Source organism: Streptococcus mitis, from assembly GCF_013305725.1.
GTDB lineage: Bacteria > Bacillota > Bacilli > Lactobacillales > Streptococcaceae > Streptococcus > Streptococcus mitis_BO.
Map to the genome: position 1 here is coordinate 363,340 of NZ_CP047883.1, position 19,167 is coordinate 382,506.

Consider the following 19,167-nt stretch of genomic DNA (forward strand, 5'->3'; position numbering starts at 1 on the left):
GTGGGTTTATGGAATTATGTCCAAATTTTACTGATTATTATCCTAGTTATAGTTTTTATGTTAATTAGATTGACATCGCTTTCGTATAGGATAAAATGAAGATGATCCTGTTCTGATGGTTGTCATGAGAACAGTTACTTTTTGCAAAAAAGTAAAGCGCTTACTTTTAACTTTTATTTTAATAGGAGGAAAAGATGAAAGATCTATTCTATGAAAAACGTTGCCGTTACAGCATTCGTAAGTTGTCAATCGGGGCTTGTTCCTTGATGATCGGTTCAGCTTTGTTTGCGAGTCCAGTCCTCGCCGAACAGCTCTCAGTCTCTGACACAGCAGTAAATACGAGCGCTCAAGCGACAAGTACTAATGAGACAACTAATCCAGATACTGCAGCTATCGAAAAACAATTATCGGAAGCAGAGAACAAAGTAGCTGAGCAACCAATTTCAGAAAACACTCCAGCAATAACTGATTTGCTTAATGAAAAAGAAGAAGCGAAGCCTGCTCCGATGGATAAAGCTGAAAAACCTGCTCAACCAACTGACAAAGAAGGAGTCAAGCCTGAGGAAGCTCCTCAAGTGGTTGACAATAAAGCCGATAAACCAAGTCTAGCAGACGTTCCTAAAAATGAAGAAAAGAGTCTCCGACCAAAAGAAATCAAATTTGATACTTGGGAGGATTTGTTGAAATGGGAACCGGGTGCGCGTGAAGATGATCCCATCAATCGTTCCTCAGTTGAACTAGCCAAGCGCCATAGAGGCCAGCTGGTAAATGAAAAAGCAAGTAGAAGAGCCAAGGTTCAGGCGCTAGCAAATACCAACTCAAAGGCTAAAGACCACGCTTCTGTTGGTGGAGAAGAATTCAAGGCCTACGCCTTTGACTACTGGCAATACTTGGATTCAATGGTCTTCTGGGAAGGTCTAGTCCCAACCCCAGATGTCATTGATGCAGGCCACCGCAATGGAGTTCCCGTTTATGGAACACTTTTCTTCAACTGGTCCAACAGTATTGCTGACCAAGAGAAATTTGTTGCTGCTTTGAAACAAGATGAGGATGGAACCTTCCCTATTGCACGAAAACTTGTCGACCTTGCTAAGTACTATGGCTTTGATGGGTATTTTATCAACCAAGAAACAACGGGTGAATTAGTAATGCCACTTGGTGAAAAAATGCGTCAATTCATGCTCTATACAAAAGAATATGCGGCAAAAGTCAACCATCCAATCAAGTATGCTTGGTACGATGCCATGACCTATAAATATGGTCGTTACCACGAAGATGGTCTAGGTGATTACAACTACCAGTTCATGCAAAAAGAAGATGACAAGGTCCCTGCGGATCAATTCTTTGCCAATTTCAACTGGAATAAGGAAAAGAATGACCACTCTGTAGAAATAGCAAAATGGCTGGAACGTAGCCAATATGATGTCTTTGCAGGCTTGGAATTGCAACAAGGTGGTTCTTATAAGACAAAAGTTAAATGGGATGCCCTCTTAGATGAAAAAGGCAAGTTACGTTTGTCACTTGGACTCTTTGCACCAGATACAATTACCAGTCTAGGAAAAACAGGTGAAGATTATCATAAAAACGAAGATATCTTCTTCACAGGTTACCAAGGAGATCCGACAGCTCAAAAACCAGCGGACAAAGAGTGGTATGGGATTGCTAATTTAGTTGCAGACCGCACACCAGCAGTAGGCCGGACCTTCACTACCTCCTTTAATACAGGCCATGGTAGAAAGTGGTTTGTAGACGGAAAGGTTTCTAAGGATTCTGAGTGGAACTACCGTTCGGTTTCAGGTATCTTGCCAACATGGCGCTGGTGGCAGACTTCAACAGGGGAAAAACTTCGTGCAGAATATGATTTTACAGATGCCTACAATGGCGGAAATTCCCTTAAATTCTCAGGTAATGTAGCTGGTAAGACGGACCAGGATGTGAATTTGTATTCTACTAAGTTAGAAGTAACTGAGAAAACCAAACTTCGTGTTGCCCACAAGGGAGGAAAAGGCTCGAAAGTTTATATGGCCTTCTCTACAACTCCAGACTACAAATTCGATGATGCAGATGCATGGAAAGAGCTAACCCTTTCTGACAACTGGACAAATGAAGAAATTGACCTTAGCTCACTAGCAGGTAAAACCATCTATGCAGTCAAACTCTTCTTCGAACATGAAGGGGCTGTGAAAGATTATCAGTTTAACCTAGGTCAATTAACAATTTCAGACAATCACCAAGCACCACAAGCGCCTACAGGCCTTTCTGTGGTGAAACAATCTCTTAAGAATGCCCAAGAAGCTGAAGCAGTGGTCCAGTTTGCGGGTAATCAAGATGCGGATTTCTATGAAGTCTATGAAAAAGATGGGGATAACTGGCGTTTGTTGACAGGTTCATCTGCTTCAACCATCTACTTGCCAAGAGTTAGCCGTTCTGCTAATGCGACTGGTACGACGCAAGAATTGAAAGTTGTTGCAGTTGGTAAAAATGGCCTTCGTTCAGAAGCTGCGACGACATCCTTTAACTGGGGCATGACTGTTCAGGATACGACTCTCCCAAGACCTTTGGCTGAAAATATTGTTCCAGGAGCAAAGGTTATCGGTAGCACTTTCCCTAATACCGAAGGTGGAGAAGGTATTGAAGGTATGTTGAACGGTACCATTACCAGTCTTTCAGACAAGTGGTCTTCAGGACAATTGAGCGGTAGTGTTGATATTCGTTTGACCCAACCACGTCGTGTTGTCAGATGGGTAATGGATCATGCGGGAGCTGGTGGTGAGTCTGTTAACGATGGTTTGATGAACACCAAGGACTTTGATCTTTACTACAAGGATACAGATGGCGAGTGGAAACTAGCTAAGGAAGTCCGCGGCAACAAAGCACACGTTACGGATATCACTCTTGACAAACCAATCACCGCCCAAGACTGGCGTTTGCATGTCATTACATCTGATAACGGAACACCTTGGAAGGCCATTCGTATCTACAACTGGAAGATGTACGAAACCTTGGACACAGAAAGTCAAAATATTCCAATGGCTAAGGTAGCTGCTCGTTCGCTTGGAAACCACCAAATTCAACTAGGCTTCTCTGATGTTCCGGCAGGCGCAACCATCACCGTTTACGACAAGGCTGATTCACAAACACCAATTGCAACCTTGAAGACTGAAACTGGAGGTGACTTGGCAACAGCTCCATTGGGCTTTGACAAGCAACCAACTCTCCTCTACTATCGTACCCAACTACCTGGCAAAGAAATCAGTAACACCTTGGCTGTAGCGATTCCACAGGATGAGAGAAAAATTGCTGCGGTTAGCCTGGAAAAAGAACCTAAAAAGACGGTTTACAAAGTAGGAGAAAAACTGGACCTCAGAGGCGGAACACTCCGTGTTCAATACGAAGGGGGACGAGCCGACGAGCTGATTAACCTTACTCACTCAGGTGTGACGGTATCTGGATACGATGATCATCAAAAAGGGGGACAAAACCTAACACTTCAATACCTTGGTTTACCAGTGTCAGGTGATCTAAAAGTCCAAGTGACAGGACAGGATGAAGGAAAAACAAAAGAAGTAGCGGGCTTGTATATTACTAAGAAACCAAAAACAGACTATCTAGTAGGAGATCAACTGGATCTCTCTGAAGGTCGCTTTGGTGTTCTCTATGATGACGAGACAGAAGAGACTCACAGCTTTACTGATGAAGGTGTTGAAATCACGGGATACGATGCTCAGAAGACTGGACGCCAGACCTTGACCCTGCATTACAAGGGGCACACAGCTGAGTTTGATGTCTTGGTTTCTCCAAAGGCTGCAGTTAATGATGAATACCTTAAACAAGAAATCACTGCTGCCCAAGGCCGTCAGTCAACCCTTTCCTATACCTTCTCAAGTGAGGACAAACAAGCTGTACTAGTAGAGAAACTCAATGCAGCGAAAGCTGTTGCAGAAAACCATGATGCCAGTCAAGAAGAAGTCAACAAAGCCTTGAATGAATTGAAACAAGCAGGGACAGACTTGGATGGAAATCAACGTTATCAGACAGCTAGAGAAGAATTGGAAGGTTTGCTCGAATCTATCCGTGAAAAAGATCCTAAAGCTGAGTTGATTGAACAAGCAGAAACTTTGTTGGCTTCAGAGATGCCAACTCCACAAGCTTTTGCGGACATGAAAGAAAAGCTGAATAAGAAACTAGCTCCTGCAGAAGAAAGTCATCATGTTGGTAGTATGGATCCAAGTGAAGTAGCCCCAACAGTTGAGGTTCTCCCTGAACTAGTTGTTGAAACTGAAACAACAGCCTTTGAACGTCAAGAAAGACCAAATTCGGATCTTCTTAAGGGTCAACGTCAACTTGTCCAAAAAGGAGAAGAAGGTCAAGTTCGTCATTTTGTAGAAGTAGATGGCCAAGGCAATCGTATCCTTCGTACAACAGAAATTCTTAAGGAAGCTGTTCCAGAGATTACCGAAGTAGGTACAAAAGTTCTATCAAGTAATCAACCAGCAGAAGGAGCAAAAGACCTAGTTTTAGAAACTCCGAAACTAGAAGTTGAAGAGGGCACAGTTTCCTTCGAACATCAGGAACGACCAAATGCAGCCCTTCTCAAAGGACAACGCCAGCTAGTTCAAGCAGGTGTGGAAGGACAAGTTCGTCATCTAGTAGAAGTAGATGCCCAAGGCAATCGTATCCTTCGTACAACAGAAATTCTCAAGGAAGCTGTTCCGGAAATTACCGAAGTGGGAACAAAAGTTCTATCAAGCGACCAACCAGCTGAGGGAGTAAAAGACCTGGTTCTAGAAACTCCGAAACTAGAAGTTGAAAAAGTTGCAGTATCCTTTGAACGTCAAGAACGTCCAAACTCAGAACTTCTCAAAGGTCAACGTCGTATTGTGCAAGCTGGAGAAGAAGGACAAGTTCGTCATCTAGTAGAAGTAGATTCCCATGGCAATCGTACCCTTCGTTCGACTGAAGTTCTCAAGGAAGCTGTTCCAGAGATTACCGAAGTAGGTACAAAAGTTCTATCAAGCAATCAACCAGCTGAGGGAGTAAAAGACCTAGTTCTAGAAACTCCGAAACTAGAAGTTGAAGAAATTGAAGTATCCTTTGAACGTCAAGAACGTTCAAGCTCAGAACTTCTCAAAGGTCAACGTCGTATTGTGCAAGCTGGAGAAGAAGGACAAATTCGTCGCTTTGTAGAAGTAGATGCTCAAGGCAAACGCACCCTTCGTACAACAGAAGTTCTCAAGGAAGCTCTTCCGGAAATTGTTGAAGTTGGAACGAAAGAAGAGCAAGACTCTCAAAAAACAGGTCAAGCTCTTTTAGCAACACCGACAAATGAAAAAGTAGGTAAAGAACTTCCAAATACTGGAGTAACAAGAGATGCTAGTCTAGTAGCACTAGGACTCCTCGGAGTGATGAGTGGCTATGGCCTACTTGCTGGAAAGAAGAGAGAAAACGAATCGATTTAGGATTCTTGCATTTCCTCATAACAACTAAAAACAAGGTTTGACTGCAGATTAGTCAAACCTCGTTTTAACTAGTAAAAATCAGTGGAAGAATGAGATGGCTTAACTAGTTTTTCTTGTATTACTTAGTGATTTGGAAAGGTTTTTCTAGTTTTGATTTTCAGAAATGCTAGTTTTCGTTGCAAGAAAGAACTGGAAAAGTTTAGGGTTTTTCTATCTCTTTTGCTGATTTTGTGATATAATTAACACGTATAAAAAAAGAAGGAGTCATATCTAATGGCAAAATTGACTGTTAAAGACGTTGAATTGAAAGGGAAAAAAGTTCTCGTTCGTGTTGACTTCAACGTACCTGTAAAAGATGGCGTGATTACCAACGACAACCGTATCACTGCAGCTCTTCCAACTATCAAGTACATCCTTGAACAAGGTGGACGTGCTATCCTCTTTTCTCACCTTGGCCGTGTAAAAGAAGAAGCAGACAAAGCTGGTAAATCACTTGCTCCTGTAGCTGCTGACTTGGCAGCTAAATTGGGTCAAGACGTTGCTTTCCTTCCAGGTGTCACTCGTGGTGCTGAATTGGAAGCAGCTATCAACGCTCTTGAAGATGGACAAGTTCTCTTGGTTGAAAACACTCGTTACGAAGATGTTGACGGCAAGAAAGAATCTAAAAACGATCCTGAACTTGGTAAATACTGGGCATCACTTGGAGATGGTATCTTCGTAAACGATGCATTCGGTACAGCTCACCGTGCACACGCATCTAACGTTGGTATCTCAGCAAACGTTGAAAAAGCAGTTGCTGGTTTCCTTCTTGAAAACGAAATTGCCTACATCCAAGAAGCAGTTGAAACTCCAGAACGTCCATTCGTAGCGATCCTTGGTGGTTCAAAAGTTTCAGACAAGATTGGTGTTATCGAAAACTTGCTTGAAAAAGCTGATAAAGTCCTTATCGGTGGTGGTATGACTTACACATTCTACAAAGCACAAGGTATCGAAATCGGTAACTCGCTTGTAGAAGAAGACAAATTGGATGTTGCGAAAGCTCTTCTTGAAAAAGCAAACGGTAAATTGATCTTGCCAGTTGACTCAAAAGAAGCTAACGCATTTGCTGGCTACACTGAAGTACGTGACACTGAAGGTGAAGCAGTTTCTGAAGGCTTCCTTGGTCTTGACATCGGTCCAAAATCTATTGCTAAATTTGACGAAGCTTTGACTGGTGCCAAAACAGTTGTATGGAACGGACCTATGGGTGTATTTGAAAACCCAGATTTCCAAGCTGGTACAATCGGTGTGATGGACGCTATCGTGAAACAACCAGGCGTTAAATCAATCATCGGTGGTGGTGACTCAGCTGCCGCAGCGATTAACCTTGGCCGTGCAGACAAATTCTCATGGATTAGTACGGGCGGAGGTGCTTCAATGGAACTTCTCGAAGGTAAAGTATTGCCAGGTTTGGCTGCACTTACAGAAAAATAATTTCAGCCCGTTAGTCTCTACAAAATCCTGATTTTGTAGAAAAAGGAACAAAACTGAAACGTTAACAAAAAGGTGGCTATGTCACCTTTTTGTGTTAGTGTAGGTATTTGTGACGCGGTGGTGGAGCATCAATGGAACTTCTTGAAGGTAAAGTTCTTCCAGGACTTGCAGCTTTGACAGAAAAATAAGATTTCATAAATGAATCAAAGAAGAGAGGGATGACAGTTCCTCTTTTCTTTTACTTAAAATAAAAACGCTTCCTCTCAACTATTGCTCATAAAATCAGCCAATTTATGATAAAATGGAAATAGAAAGTTGAGATTATGAGTTATTTTAAAAAATATAAATTCGATAAATCCCAGTTCAAACTTGGTATGCGAACCTTTAAAACAGGTATTGCTGTTTTTCTAGTTCTCTTGATTTTTGGCTTTTTTGGCTGGAAAGGTCTTCAAATCGGTGCTTTAACAGCCGTTTTTAGCCTGAGGGAGAGTTTTGATAAGAGTGTCCATTTTGGGACTTCGCGTATTCTAGGAAATAGTATCGGTGGCCTCTATGCCCTAGTCTTCTTCTTATTAAATACCTTTTTCCACGAAGCCTTTTGGGTGACCTTGGTAGTTGTTCCAATCTGCACCATGTTAACCATTATGACAAATGTAGCCATGAATAACAAAGCAGGAGTTATTGGTGGTGTAGCAGCTATGTTAATCATTACCCTATCGATTCCGAGCGGCGAAACAATTTTGTACGTATTTGCGCGTGTATCAGAAACTTTCATGGGAGTTTTTGTCGCAATTCTCGTAAATTACGATATTGATCGTATTCGGCTCTTTTTAGAGAAAAAAGAAAAATAATGTTACATTTTATAACATTATCAATTGACGTTTGTCTTTTTTTAGACTATAATAGACAGAAAGAAGGAAATTGTAAATGAAGGAAAAAGAATTTCGCCGAAATATGGCTGTTTTTCCTATCGGCAGTGTTATGAAGTTGACCGATCTATCGGCGCGTCAGATTCGTTATTATGAAGATCAAGAGTTGATTAAGCCTGATCGAAACGAAGGGAACCGTCGCATGTATTCCTTGAATGACATGGATCGTCTGCTTGAAATCAAAGATTATATCTCTGAAGGTTATAATATCGCTGCCATTAAGAAAAAATATGCTGAACGTGAAGCGAAATCCAAGAAAGCGGTGAGTCAGACTGAGGTGCGTCGTGCACTTCACAATGAACTCCTCCAACAGGGTCGCTTTGCTTCGGTACGATCACCTTTTGGTCGCGGTTAGCCAACCGCAAGTAGTCATACATTAAGGAGAAAACTCATGCCAATCACAGCTGCAGATATTCGTCGTGAAGTCAAGGAAAAAAATGTTACCTTTATCCGTCTCATGTTCTCAGATATTTTGGGAACCATGAAAAACGTCGAAATTCCTGCTACAGATGAACAGTTAGATAAAGTCTTGTCAAACAAGGCTATGTTTGATGGATCTTCTATTGAAGGTTTTGTACGTATCAATGAGTCGGATATGTACTTGTACCCTGACTTGGATACATGGACAGTCTTCCCTTGGGGAGATGAAAATGGAAGTGTTGCAGGTTTGATCTGTGATGTCTATACAACAGAAGGTGAACCATTTGCGGGTGACCCTCGTGGCAATCTCAAACGTGCTCTTCGTCATATGGAAGAAGTAGGATTCAAATCTTTCAACCTTGGGCCAGAGCCAGAATTCTTCCTATTTAAACTAGATGAAAATGGAGACCCAACACTTGAAGTAAATGACAAGGGTGGCTACTTTGATTTGGCACCTACTGACCTTGCGGACAATACACGTCGTGAGATTGTCAATGTCTTGACCAAAATGGGATTTGAAGTAGAAGCGAGTCACCATGAGGTTGCGGTTGGACAACATGAAATTGACTTTAAGTACGATGAAGTTCTCCGTGCCTGTGATAAGATTCAAATCTTTAAACTTGTTGTTAAAACCATTGCTCGCAAACATGGTCTTTATGCAACCTTTATGGCAAAACCAAAATTTGGTATTGCTGGATCAGGTATGCACTGTAATATGTCCTTGTTTGATGCAGAAGGAAATAATGCCTTCTTTGATCCAAGTGATCCAAAAGGAATGCAGTTGTCAGAAACGGCCTACTATTTCCTTGGCGGTTTGATTAAGCATGCCTACAACTATACTGCCATCATGAACCCAACGGTTAACTCATACAAACGTTTGGTTCCAGGTTATGAAGCGCCTGTTTACATTGCTTGGGCTGGTCGTAACCGTTCGCCACTTGTGCGCGTGCCTGCTTCACGTGGTATGGGAACTCGTCTTGAGTTGCGTTCAGTGGATCCAATGGCGAACCCGTATATCGCTATGGCGGTTCTTTTGGAAGTTGGTTTGCATGGTATTGAAAATAAAATCGAAGCACCAGCTCCTATCGAAGAAAATATCTACATCATGACAGCAGAAGAGCGCAAGGAAGCTGGTATCACAGATCTTCCATCAACCCTTCACAACGCCTTGAAAGCTTTGACAGAAGATGAGGTTGTCAGAGCAGCTCTTGGAGAACATATCTATACTAGTTTCCTTGAAGCAAAACGAATTGAATGGGCAAGTTATGCAACTTTCGTTTCACAATGGGAAATTGATAACTATTTAGATCTTTACTAATATAGAAGAAAGATTGCCTGTGGGCAAACAGTCATACAGCAGTCTAAGCCATCAAATACCTATAACCCTTAAAATAGCGATTTCGGTCGCTATTTATTTTTCAAAAAATCCTCTTGACTCTTTTGAGAATTAGATTTATCATCAGACGTGTAGAAGAAAACCAAGGAGTAACTGCAGAAAAGGTGGAGGTTTTGAATATTCGATTGGAAGTAAAAAATTGAATTATCTATAATCTCATCAACAATAAACCTATTTCAACCCCATTATCTATAGGCGTATTTTTATGCCTTTTTATATACTTGAAGCACATAAGAAACCTTATGAGAAGTTCGCTGATGGAAGTGTTCAAGAAATTAAGGTTCCTTATGATATTCCTGAGAATTGGGAGTGGGTGAAGGTTGGTAATATTTGTACTACAAATATTGGGCTGACTTTTAAACCGAGTGAAGTTCAAGAAACAGGAATACCTATCTATAAGGCTAATAATATTAAAAACGGGAAAATTAGCACACTAGATTTAGCCTTTGTATCTGAAAAAACGATAATAAAGGAAAATGAGTGGCTAAACAAAAATGATATTTTAATGGCTGTTAGAAGCGGTAGTAAGCAGCTTGTCGGAAAGACAGCTATTGTCGAAAATTTAAAGACGAAAACGAGTTTTGGTGCATTTATGTCAGTAATTCGTCCTATATCCATTTCTTCCACTTTTATGAACTATTTTTTTCAATCAAGTCATTTCAGAAGTCAGCTTGACGATGCAAACACAACTACGATTTTTCAAGTTACTCAAAAAATGTTAAAGGAGACTCTCCTCCCCCTTCCACCCCTCGCCGAACAAAAACGGATTGTTGCTCAAATTGAACGAGCCTTGAAAAAGGTTGAAATTTACGCTGAAAGCTACAATCAACTCCAAAAGTTAGATAAAATTTTTCCAGATAAACTAAAAAAATCTATTCTTCAATATGCTATGCAAGGAAAATTAGTTGAACAAGACCCAAATGATGAATCAGTCGAAGTTTTACTTGAAACAATACGAGCAGAAAAACAAAAACTCTTTGAAGAAGGCAAGATTAAAAAGAAAGATTTGGAGATTTCAATTGTTTCCCAAGGAGATGATAACTCTTATTATGAGGAAGTTCCTTATGAAATACCAAAAAGTTGGGAGTGGGTGAGGTTTTCTACATTGGTTGAAATTGTTAGAGGTGGTTCTCCACGACCAATCAAAGATTATCTTACTTCTGAAGTAGATGGAATAAATTGGATAAAAATAGGTGATACTGAAAAGGGTGAAAAGTATATAAATAATGTTAAAGAAAAAATCAAAAAATCAGGGCTTAACAAAACTAGATTTGTAAAAAAAGGTACATTTTTGTTAACTAATTCTATGAGTTTTGGTAGACCTTATATTTTGAATGTTGATGGTGCAATACACGATGGATGGTTGGCTATTTCGAACTATGAAAACTCATTAAATAGAGATTACCTATTCTATATTCTTTCATCAAATGTAGTTTATTCTCAATTTTTATCTCTAATTAGTGGAGCTGTTGTGAAAAACTTGAATAGTGATAAAGTTGCTTCTATTCTAATCCCCCTCCCCCCACTATCCGAACAAACTAGAATCGTTGATAAAATCGAACAATCTTTCGCCCATATTGACGCACTAATTTAGTATAATAGTTTTACGTGCGGTGGAATTTCTATCAAACATAAGATAGGAGTTTTACGTTGAAAGATTTTGAATTACATTTGAAGAAAGCTGGTTTAGCTGAAAATACTGTGCGTTCGTACCTTTATGGTGTTCGATTTTTCTTGGAGAATTACGAACTCAAAATGGAAGAATTATTTGAATACAAAGGATATTTATTAGACAATTTTAAACCTAAAACTGTCAATTTGCGACTACAAGGAGTAAATAAATATCTGGCTTTTATTGGTCATGATGATTTGAAATTAAAATTTATCAAAGTACAGCAAAAACCGTTTTTAGAAGATGTCATTAGCCATGCTGATTACCTTTTTCTTAAACGTAGTTTGAAAAAAGATGGTATTTTAAAATGGCATTTTGTTGTTTGGTTTTTAGGTGCAACTGGGGCTCGTGTAAGTGAACTTATTAAACTAAAAGTAGAGCATGTAGAAATCGGTTATTTTGACATTTACTCAAAAGGTGGTAAAATTCGTAGACTGTACATTCCTAAAAAATTAAGAAATAGTTGTCTTAGTTGGTTAGAATCAGAAAATCGCCGAAGTGGCTATTTATTTTTGAATAAATTTAACGAACCAATTACAGCAAGAGGAGTTGCTCAACAGTTAAAAAATTATCTGATAAATACAAAATGAATCCTAAAGTAATTTACCCTCATTCTTTTAGGCATTTATTTGCTAAGAATTTTTTAGCGAAGTATAACGATATTGCCTTGCTCGCAGATTTGATGGGACACGAAAGTATAGAAACTACTCGAATTTATCTAAGGAAAACAGCTACTGAACAACAAAATATTGTAGATAAAATTGTTAATTGGTAAAAAATAACAGGTGGTCAAACTGACCACCTGCTATTTTTGTGATTATGGCTCTTATTATGGGAATGTACCTATGAATTGGGTTGTTATAAAAATAAAAGATATTTTTTCAATAAATACAGGTCTTTCTTACAAGAAGGGCGATTTAAGCATTAATAATAAAGGTGTTAGAATTATACGTGGTGGTAATATTAAGCCTTTAGAATTTTCTCTGTTGGATAATGATTACTACATTGATACACAATTCATCTCCTCTGAGCAAGTTTATTTAAAACGTAATCAGCTAATAACACCTGTATCAACCTCTTTAGAACATATTGGAAAGTTTGCAAGAATCGATAAAGACTATGATGGTGTTGTGGCTGGTGGATTTATTTTCCAATTAACACCATTCGAAAGTTCAGAGATTATTTCAAAATTTCTATTATTCAATTTGTCCTCTCCGTTATTTTATAAACAATTGAAAGCAATAACTAAACTATCAGGTCAAGCTTTATATAATATTCCTAAAACTACACTGAGCGAGCTATTAATTCCGTTAGCTCCTTTTGAGGAACAGGAACTTATTACTCAAAAAGTTGAGAAACTTTTTGAAAAAGTAAATCAACTTTAGAAATGATTCTTTTCATCTCTTCATGGTTAGAAATAGGGATTAATAATTCGGAGATGCTGGTGCTATTTAATGTTTTCCCTTTGATAGCATCTTTTGAATCACCTAAAGTAGAGATGAGTGGCAAAAATATCATTAAGTAATCTCTGATAATATTTTCTTTATTAGCATAGGGGAATATCGATATAATGGCTTCATTATGAGTGGCAGGAATATCCAATATGGCAACTTTTCCAATAGATAATTTAAAACTCATTAATAAAGTTCCTTTAGGTGAAATGTCTATTTTCTTTGATTTTAATGCTAATTTAGAAATAGATTCTCTCGTATTAGTTACATAACCAGATATAGGCATATCTGATATAGATACCCAAGGTATTTCAGTTCCCCAAAAAGTAGCTTCACTGCGTGGAGGAGTTTTTCCTATTCTGAAGTTAACTAGGCTAGCAAATTTAATATATCTCCATGCTTCTGGAATTTCATATATAGGATAAGAGATTGTTTCATCTTTGTTCCCATAATAAGAGTTATCATCTCCTTGGGAAACAATTGAAATCTCCAAATCTTTCTTTTTAATCTTGCCTTCATCAAAGAGTTTTTGCTTTTCTGCTCGTATTTTTTCAAGTAAAACTTCGACTGATTCATCGTTAGGATCTTGATCAACTAACTTTCCCTGCATAGCATATTGAAGAATAGATTTTTTTAGTTTATCTGGAAATTCTTTATCTAGCTGTTCTAGTCTATTATAACTTTCAGCATATTCATCTACTTTTTCTAAAGCTGATTCGATTGCTTCTACTATTCGTTGTTGTTCAGATAGTGGGGGAAGAGGGATAAGAAGAGCTAAAAGTGTCCCTCTCGAAATTCCGGGAATCATGGACTGAGCTTGTAGTTTAATGTTGGGTAATAATTGTTGCAATTGATATTTTAGAAACACTAGATTTAAGTGAGTAGACTGAATAGCCATAATTTGTCGTGCGATATGTGCTTTTTGAAAATAATTAAAAGCTAATTCACCAATAGTGCCTTTAACAGTAATCAATAAGTCCCCTTTATAAGATAAGACAGTGGGATGATTAGTGTATCTATTGGTATTTACCAAACCATTAGAAAAATTACTAGCTCCAGTTATATATGGAGTGTCACCTACTTTCCCGTCAAAATAATTAGATTTGTTTAAATCTCTCCCAGATAATAGGCTAATAGCTCTCCCCAACCTCACCCACTCCCAAGTATCAGGAATATCATAAGGAACATCAATTTCTTGAGTGCTTCCATCAGCAAACTTCTCATAAGGTTTCCCATCATCACCACGAAATATCTCAGTTTCCTTTTTATCTCGTTTGATTTTTCCTTCACTGATAAGTTTTTCTTTTTCAGCTTTGATTCTCTTTAATAATTCACTTGCAGGTTCGTCATTGGGATTTTGCGGCACTAATTTCCCTTCCATCGCTCTTTGGAGAATACTTGCTTTAAGTTGTTCTGGTGTCATTATTTGTCCTCCAACAACTGCAAAATATCAGCTAATACATTATCAATCTTATGATTTAAAGTTGCTCTTTCCGCTTGATAATTCTGAATCAACTCAAAGGGATTTAAGATTTCCTCTTCCTCTTTTGGAAAACCACACTGGTCTAAATTATAATTCAACTCAGCCAATTCACTAGGTGTAAATGATTTAGATTTGTAGAACTTACCTTCCAGAATCTCTTCACGATTTTCCCACCAGTCACGAACAGGATTGAAGTGTTCTGACTTCATTGGCTTAGTTTTCGAGAAATTTTTATAACCATCTGGCATATCTAAACGATAAAACCAAGTTTCTTCTGTTTTCTTTGTTTTATCAAAGAAAAGAATGTTCGTATGGATTCCTGTATACGGTGCAAAGACACTATGAGGCAACCTAATAATCGTATGCAAGTTGAACTCGTCTACCAGTTTTTGTTTCAAGCGAGTTTTTACACCTTCACCAAATAGAAAACCATCAGGTAAAATAACTCCAACACGACCATTTTCTTTCAAACGATACATAATGACAGCCATAAATAAATCAGCTGTTTCAGAACTCCGTAATTCTGCTGGAAAGTTATTTTTTATTGTTTCTAATTCTGACCCTCCAAAAGGTGGATTCATCATAATAATGTCAAATTTTTCATCATCCGTATATTCACGAACATTTCTCTCCAGAGTATTTCCGTGAACAATTTTAGGGTCATCAATTTCGTGAAGAAACAGATTTGTAACTGCTAAAAGATGAGGAAATGCTTTCTTTTCAATACCAAAAACAGCTGTATTATATTTTTTGGTATCTTCACTAGTTTTACGTTGACTACTTAAACGGTTCAGAGTCGAAGTCAAGAAGCCTCCTGTTCCGCAAGCAAGGTCTGCCATTGATTCTCCAAGTTTTGGGTCAAGGACTTCGGCGATAAAATCAGTCGCTGCACGTGGCGTATAAAATTCTCCTGAGTTCCCAGCATTTTGAATATCTTTAAGAATTTTTTCGTAAATATCATTAAACGAATGACGATCTTCAGGGCTATTGAAATCAACTTCATCAATAACATTGATGACTTGGCGTAACAAGACGCCATTTTTCATATAGTTGTTCGCATCTTCAAAAGCTGATTTAACAATCGTTTTTCGAATAGGCATATTTGAAGTTATTTCAAGCTCTTTCAACTCTTTGAATAACTTGTTATTGACAAAATCAAGTAATTCATCGCCTGTCAATACCCGTTCCCCATTTTGAGAATGAGCCCAATTCCGCCATTTTAATCCCTCTGGGATAATTGACTTATACTCGTCTTCTTCTAATTCCCAAACCATTTCACGGCTATCATAAATTTTTAAGAATAATAACCAAGACATTTGCTCAATACGTTGAGCATCACCATTAACACCAGCATCGTTTCGAGTGATATCTTGAATTCTTTTTACAAATGATGTAATTGACATACTTTCCTTTCATTAAGCTACTGTAAATAGCTCTTTCTCCAATTCTTTAATTGCTTGTAAATATCGTTTTTTATCTCCAAAATAAGTATTGATGATTTTGAAGGTTCCACCATATATCTGAAATTCTGGAAGTTTTAATGTTTCAATGCTTTCGAGTTCTCCAATACCTTTATCCATGTATTTGTCCAGTAAAATTTCCAAAACAGCACGTGCTTCTTCACTATATTTATATAAATATCCGCTTTGTTTGAGTTTATTGATACGTTCCGTTTTGGTTAATTCTTTTTGGCCATAGGCAAGTTTTAGGAGTAAATCAAAATCATCGATTTCTTGTTCTGATATTCCCTCCGACTCTCGAATAGCATCTAGATAAACTCCTTTTTTATAAAGTTCGTCTAAGATAAGCTTCTTTTTATCCGCCGTATGCCAAACTGTGATAAAATCGTTCAAAGTGGCGTAGCTACCTAAGATATTCTTCCGAGTGTAGTCGGTCAGGCTTTCGGTAATCAGTTTCCCGTTTTCATCCAATACTTGAACAGTAGAATTAAGAATGGTAACCTGCTTGTCTGTAACGATATATTTTTCTACTGGGTCACCTTCCTCACCTACGAAACTGGGCGTAGAACCACTGACTGTTTTCGCACCTGTTTCCAGCACCTTCACTGGCTCACCATCAAAATCAGGGTCAGCAAACAAATTGGTAACATTTCGAAAATCAATAATCGTAAAAAATTCTTTCCCTTTTTGAGGGTAGAGACGAGTTCCACGACCAATAATTTGTTTAAACTCAGTCATGGATTGGATATTAGAGTCTAAAACAATCAAACGACATGTTTTAGCATTAACTCCTGTCGTTAATAATTTAGACGTTGTTACAATAGCGGGAAAATTAGAATTGACATCCATAAAGTTATCCAGTTGAGCTTTTCCTTCAGCGTTGTCACCAGTTACTTGCATAATATAACGATAGTCTTCTTGGACTAAGTCTAGATTCTCTTTTATAAGTGCAGCACGCATTCGCTCGGCATGGTCAATATCAACACAAAAAACAATTGTTTTATCAAATCGTGCATTGTTTTGCTTCATATAATCAGAAACAAACTTGGCAACTCTTTGAGTTCTATCATCAATGACAATGGTTTTGTCAAAATCTTTCCTGTCGTAGTACCTATCTTCTATTAATTGTCCGTTAGCATCAACTTTTCCAGTTTCTGGACGATAACCATCCACATCCACATCTAAATTAACCCTCATAACACGATATGGAGCCAAAAAACCATCCTCGATTCCCTGTTTTAAACTATAAGTATAGATTGGCTCACCAAAGTATTCCATATTGGAAGCATTCTTGGTTTCTTTAGGAGTAGCGGTCATCCCAATTTGTGTAGCAGAACTGAAATAATCAATCACCTTACGCCAGTTACTGTCTTCCTTAGCTGAGCCACGGTGTGCTTCATCAATTATGATTAAATCAAAGAAGTCTTTGTCAAACTTTTGATAATGTGTTTCAGTTCCATCTTCACCAGTTAGCTGCTGATAAAGTCCTAGATAAATTTCAAAAGAATTTAATTTTTCAGGAGCAGTCAAAAGTTTTGGTGTAATTTTCGTCATTACCTTTTCGAATGGCTTAAAGTCTTCAGCCATCGTTTGGTCTACTAAGATGTTTCTATCTGCTAAGAATAAAACTCGTTTAGCCAAACCAGCTTTTCGAAGGCGATGAATAATTTGAAAAGCCATGAACGTTTTCCCTGTTCCTGTTGCCATCACAAACATTACTCGTTTTTGTCCTCTGGCAACTGTTTCAATAGTACGGTTGATAGCTATTTGCTGATAATAGCGTGGCGTTTTCATTGAGAAGGCGTCTGTATAGTATGGAGTTGAGATAGCTTCTGTAATTTCGTACGTCAATTCTTTTTCCTTCGTCATACGAGAAAATAATTCTTCACGAGTAGGGAATTCGTCTAACTTCAGCTCACGTTCTTCTCTCGTGATACGGTCGTGTTCAATAAAGCCATCACCATTCGAAGAATAAACAAATGGAACATCTAAAATCTCTCCATATTCAATAGCTTGTTGTAATCCTGCTCGAACGCTGTGTTTATTATCCTTTGCCTCAACAATTGCAATTCGAGTTCCAAATTGGTAATACAGTGAATAGTCTGATTTTTTTCCTTCTTTACGACGAGCCTTATCTCCTCTAACCTCAATTCGACCATCAGTGAAGTATTCTTCGTAAGCGATATGCTCACCATTTTTCCATCCTTTGGATACAATAGCAGGAGTCATAAAATTTGCTTTAATATCCTCCTCACTCATTTCTTTCTTAGACTTTATAAACTCAACCATATTGAACCTCCGCATTCTAAAAGTCTACTTCTCCATAAAATAAACTATCAGAACAAATTATACTTCTATTATATCACACTTATAAAAACACTCTGCTGAATTGTTGAAAATAAGTATGCAATATACTTTCGCATTGCGTCAGATTATCTCCGCATAACACCGCTATTTTTCAAAAATAAATAATCACATTTAAACATTTTGAAAGTATAAAATATCTACATCAGCAGTTCAAAAATTGGCGTAAATTTTACCATAATATTTTTGTTTAAATAAAGATTTTTTATGTCAAACGGATTTTAACGAGGCGGATGTTTCCTATTTTGCTTCTCTTTTTAGCTCTACTACCGGTTTTCTCAAAGTTTGTCAGTGGAGGTAGTTCTTTCAGTTGGGTAGTGTTTTTGATTTTCATAATAGATTGGGTTTTATTGATAGTTTTTGCGATTCAGATTTCTTATATTTTTTGGAGATTGTTTCAAAAGTGGAAAGAATTATCTGATAAATAACGCCAGGCATGTTTTCTAATTTTGGGGTAAGACAATGAATAGCAGAGTAGAATTTCGGATTTTCACCATTGTTGATTTGGACAAGGAAGAAGAATATTTACATGAGATGCATTTGAAAGGCTGGAGGTATAGAACTAGTCGTTTTGGTTTGTTCTATTTTGACCAATGTCAACCAGACAATGTCATCTACTGTATCTATGATTCTAGATTTCTTAAAAAATATAAGCATGAACTGCAAGATTTTAGAAACAGAGGTTGGGAATTGATAGAAGCAGGTTCTTGTTCGATTCTTCATAAATCGTCTTCTCATTTACTTCCAGAGGATCAAGTTTATATGAGTAAGGGGCTCAGATGGGAAGTTATGCGAAATAGACTTCGTTCATGTACAGTTGCTTTCTCAGGTGGTCTTGTAGTTTGTATGAGTTCGTTTAGAGAAGATCTTTCTGTGTCTTTCTTCGTTATTTTTCTTTTATATGCTTTTCTGATTTCTTATTTAATTTTTGGTTATTTTAGACTTAACAGGGTATACCGAGTAGATAAACAGTAAGGTTCTAGGTCTTCAGACCGATTTTTAGCACTCTTGGTAAAAGAGTGCTAATTTTTTGAGTTTTTATCTTGACATTCTCTTTTAA

Annotated in this window: 11 protein-coding genes and 2 pseudogenes; 9 read left to right on the forward strand and 4 right to left on the reverse strand. The window is 37.9% G+C overall.

Features of this window, described 5'->3' with window-relative positions; all coding sequences use genetic code 11:
- The first annotated feature begins 194 nt into the window (after nt 1–194).
- The 5 genes from M594_RS01855 to glnA all read left to right on the forward strand — a co-directional run bounded on the left by M594_RS01855 (nt 195) and on the right by glnA (nt 9,599).
- The gene (locus tag M594_RS01855) at nt 195–5,459 is read left to right on the forward strand and encodes an endo-beta-N-acetylglucosaminidase (protein ID WP_173875820.1); all 5,265 of its coding nucleotides are present in this window, start codon (nt 195–197) and stop codon (nt 5,457–5,459) included.
- A gap of 273 nt (nt 5,460–5,732) precedes the next feature.
- On the forward strand, nt 5,733–6,932 hold the full coding sequence (locus M594_RS01860) for a phosphoglycerate kinase (protein ID WP_084861906.1): 1,200 nt from the start codon (nt 5,733–5,735) through the stop codon (nt 6,930–6,932).
- A gap of 323 nt (nt 6,933–7,255) precedes the next feature.
- Complete coding sequence (locus tag M594_RS01865) at nt 7,256–7,783, forward strand: FUSC family protein (protein WP_000119915.1); 528 nt, start codon at nt 7,256–7,258, stop codon at nt 7,781–7,783.
- Nucleotides 7,784–7,859: 76 nt separating this feature from the next.
- On the forward strand, nt 7,860–8,216 hold the full coding sequence (gene glnR, locus M594_RS01870; RefSeq protein WP_000659548.1) for a transcriptional repressor GlnR: 357 nt from the start codon (nt 7,860–7,862) through the stop codon (nt 8,214–8,216).
- A gap of 36 nt (nt 8,217–8,252) precedes the next feature.
- Nucleotides 8,253–9,599: a type I glutamate--ammonia ligase gene (gene glnA / locus M594_RS01875; protein ID WP_173875821.1), complete on the forward strand. Its 1,347-nt coding sequence runs from the start codon at nt 8,253–8,255 to the stop codon at nt 9,597–9,599.
- An 89-nt stretch (nt 9,600–9,688) separates the two neighbouring features.
- Here glnA and M594_RS01880 read toward each other — a convergent pair whose 3' ends face one another.
- Entirely contained in the window at nt 9,689–9,796 is a 108-nt protein-coding gene (locus M594_RS01880; RefSeq protein WP_173876730.1) for a glutamine synthetase, read from the reverse strand.
- Between the two features lie 116 nt (nt 9,797–9,912).
- Here M594_RS01880 and M594_RS10230 point away from each other — a divergent pair.
- The 3 genes and pseudogenes from M594_RS10230 to M594_RS01900 form a co-directional block, all read left to right on the forward strand.
- Nucleotides 9,913–11,271 (forward strand): annotated as a pseudogene (locus M594_RS10230) (restriction endonuclease subunit S); the annotation flags it as partial.
- Nucleotides 11,272–11,327: 56 nt separating this feature from the next.
- A pseudogene (gene psrA / locus M594_RS01895) lies at nt 11,328–12,124 on the forward strand (tyrosine-type DNA invertase PsrA).
- 10 nt (nt 12,125–12,134) lie between these two features.
- Nucleotides 12,135–12,734, forward strand: a complete 600-nt coding sequence (locus M594_RS01900) for a restriction endonuclease subunit S (protein WP_173875822.1) — start codon at nt 12,135–12,137, stop codon at nt 12,732–12,734.
- Here the strand turns inward: M594_RS01900 and M594_RS01905 are convergent.
- Genes M594_RS01905 through hsdR form a run of 3 tightly spaced genes read right to left on the reverse strand, consistent with a single transcriptional unit; the run spans nt 12,688 to nt 18,032 of the window.
- Nucleotides 12,688–14,223 (reverse strand): restriction endonuclease subunit S, encoded by a 1,536-nt coding sequence (locus M594_RS01905; RefSeq protein WP_173875823.1) that lies wholly within the window; start codon nt 14,221–14,223, stop codon nt 12,688–12,690. The two genes, M594_RS01900 and M594_RS01905, sit on opposite strands and share 47 nt — an antisense overlap.
- A complete protein-coding gene (locus M594_RS01910; RefSeq protein ID WP_173875824.1) occupies nt 14,223–15,686 on the reverse strand; it encodes an HsdM family class I SAM-dependent methyltransferase in 1,464 nt (487 codons plus the stop codon). The genes M594_RS01905 and M594_RS01910 overlap by 1 nt, the downstream gene beginning before the upstream one ends.
- A 12-nt stretch (nt 15,687–15,698) precedes the next feature.
- Nucleotides 15,699–18,032: an EcoAI/FtnUII family type I restriction enzme subunit R gene (gene hsdR, locus M594_RS01915; protein WP_173875825.1), complete on the reverse strand. Its 2,334-nt coding sequence runs from the start codon at nt 18,030–18,032 to the stop codon at nt 15,699–15,701.
- A gap of 537 nt (nt 18,033–18,569) precedes the next feature.
- Here hsdR and M594_RS01920 point away from each other — a divergent pair.
- Nucleotides 18,570–19,082, forward strand: coding sequence for a DUF2812 domain-containing protein (locus tag M594_RS01920; RefSeq protein WP_173875826.1), 513 nt, complete (start codon nt 18,570–18,572; stop codon nt 19,080–19,082).
- Nucleotides 19,083–19,167: the final 85 nt, after the last annotated feature.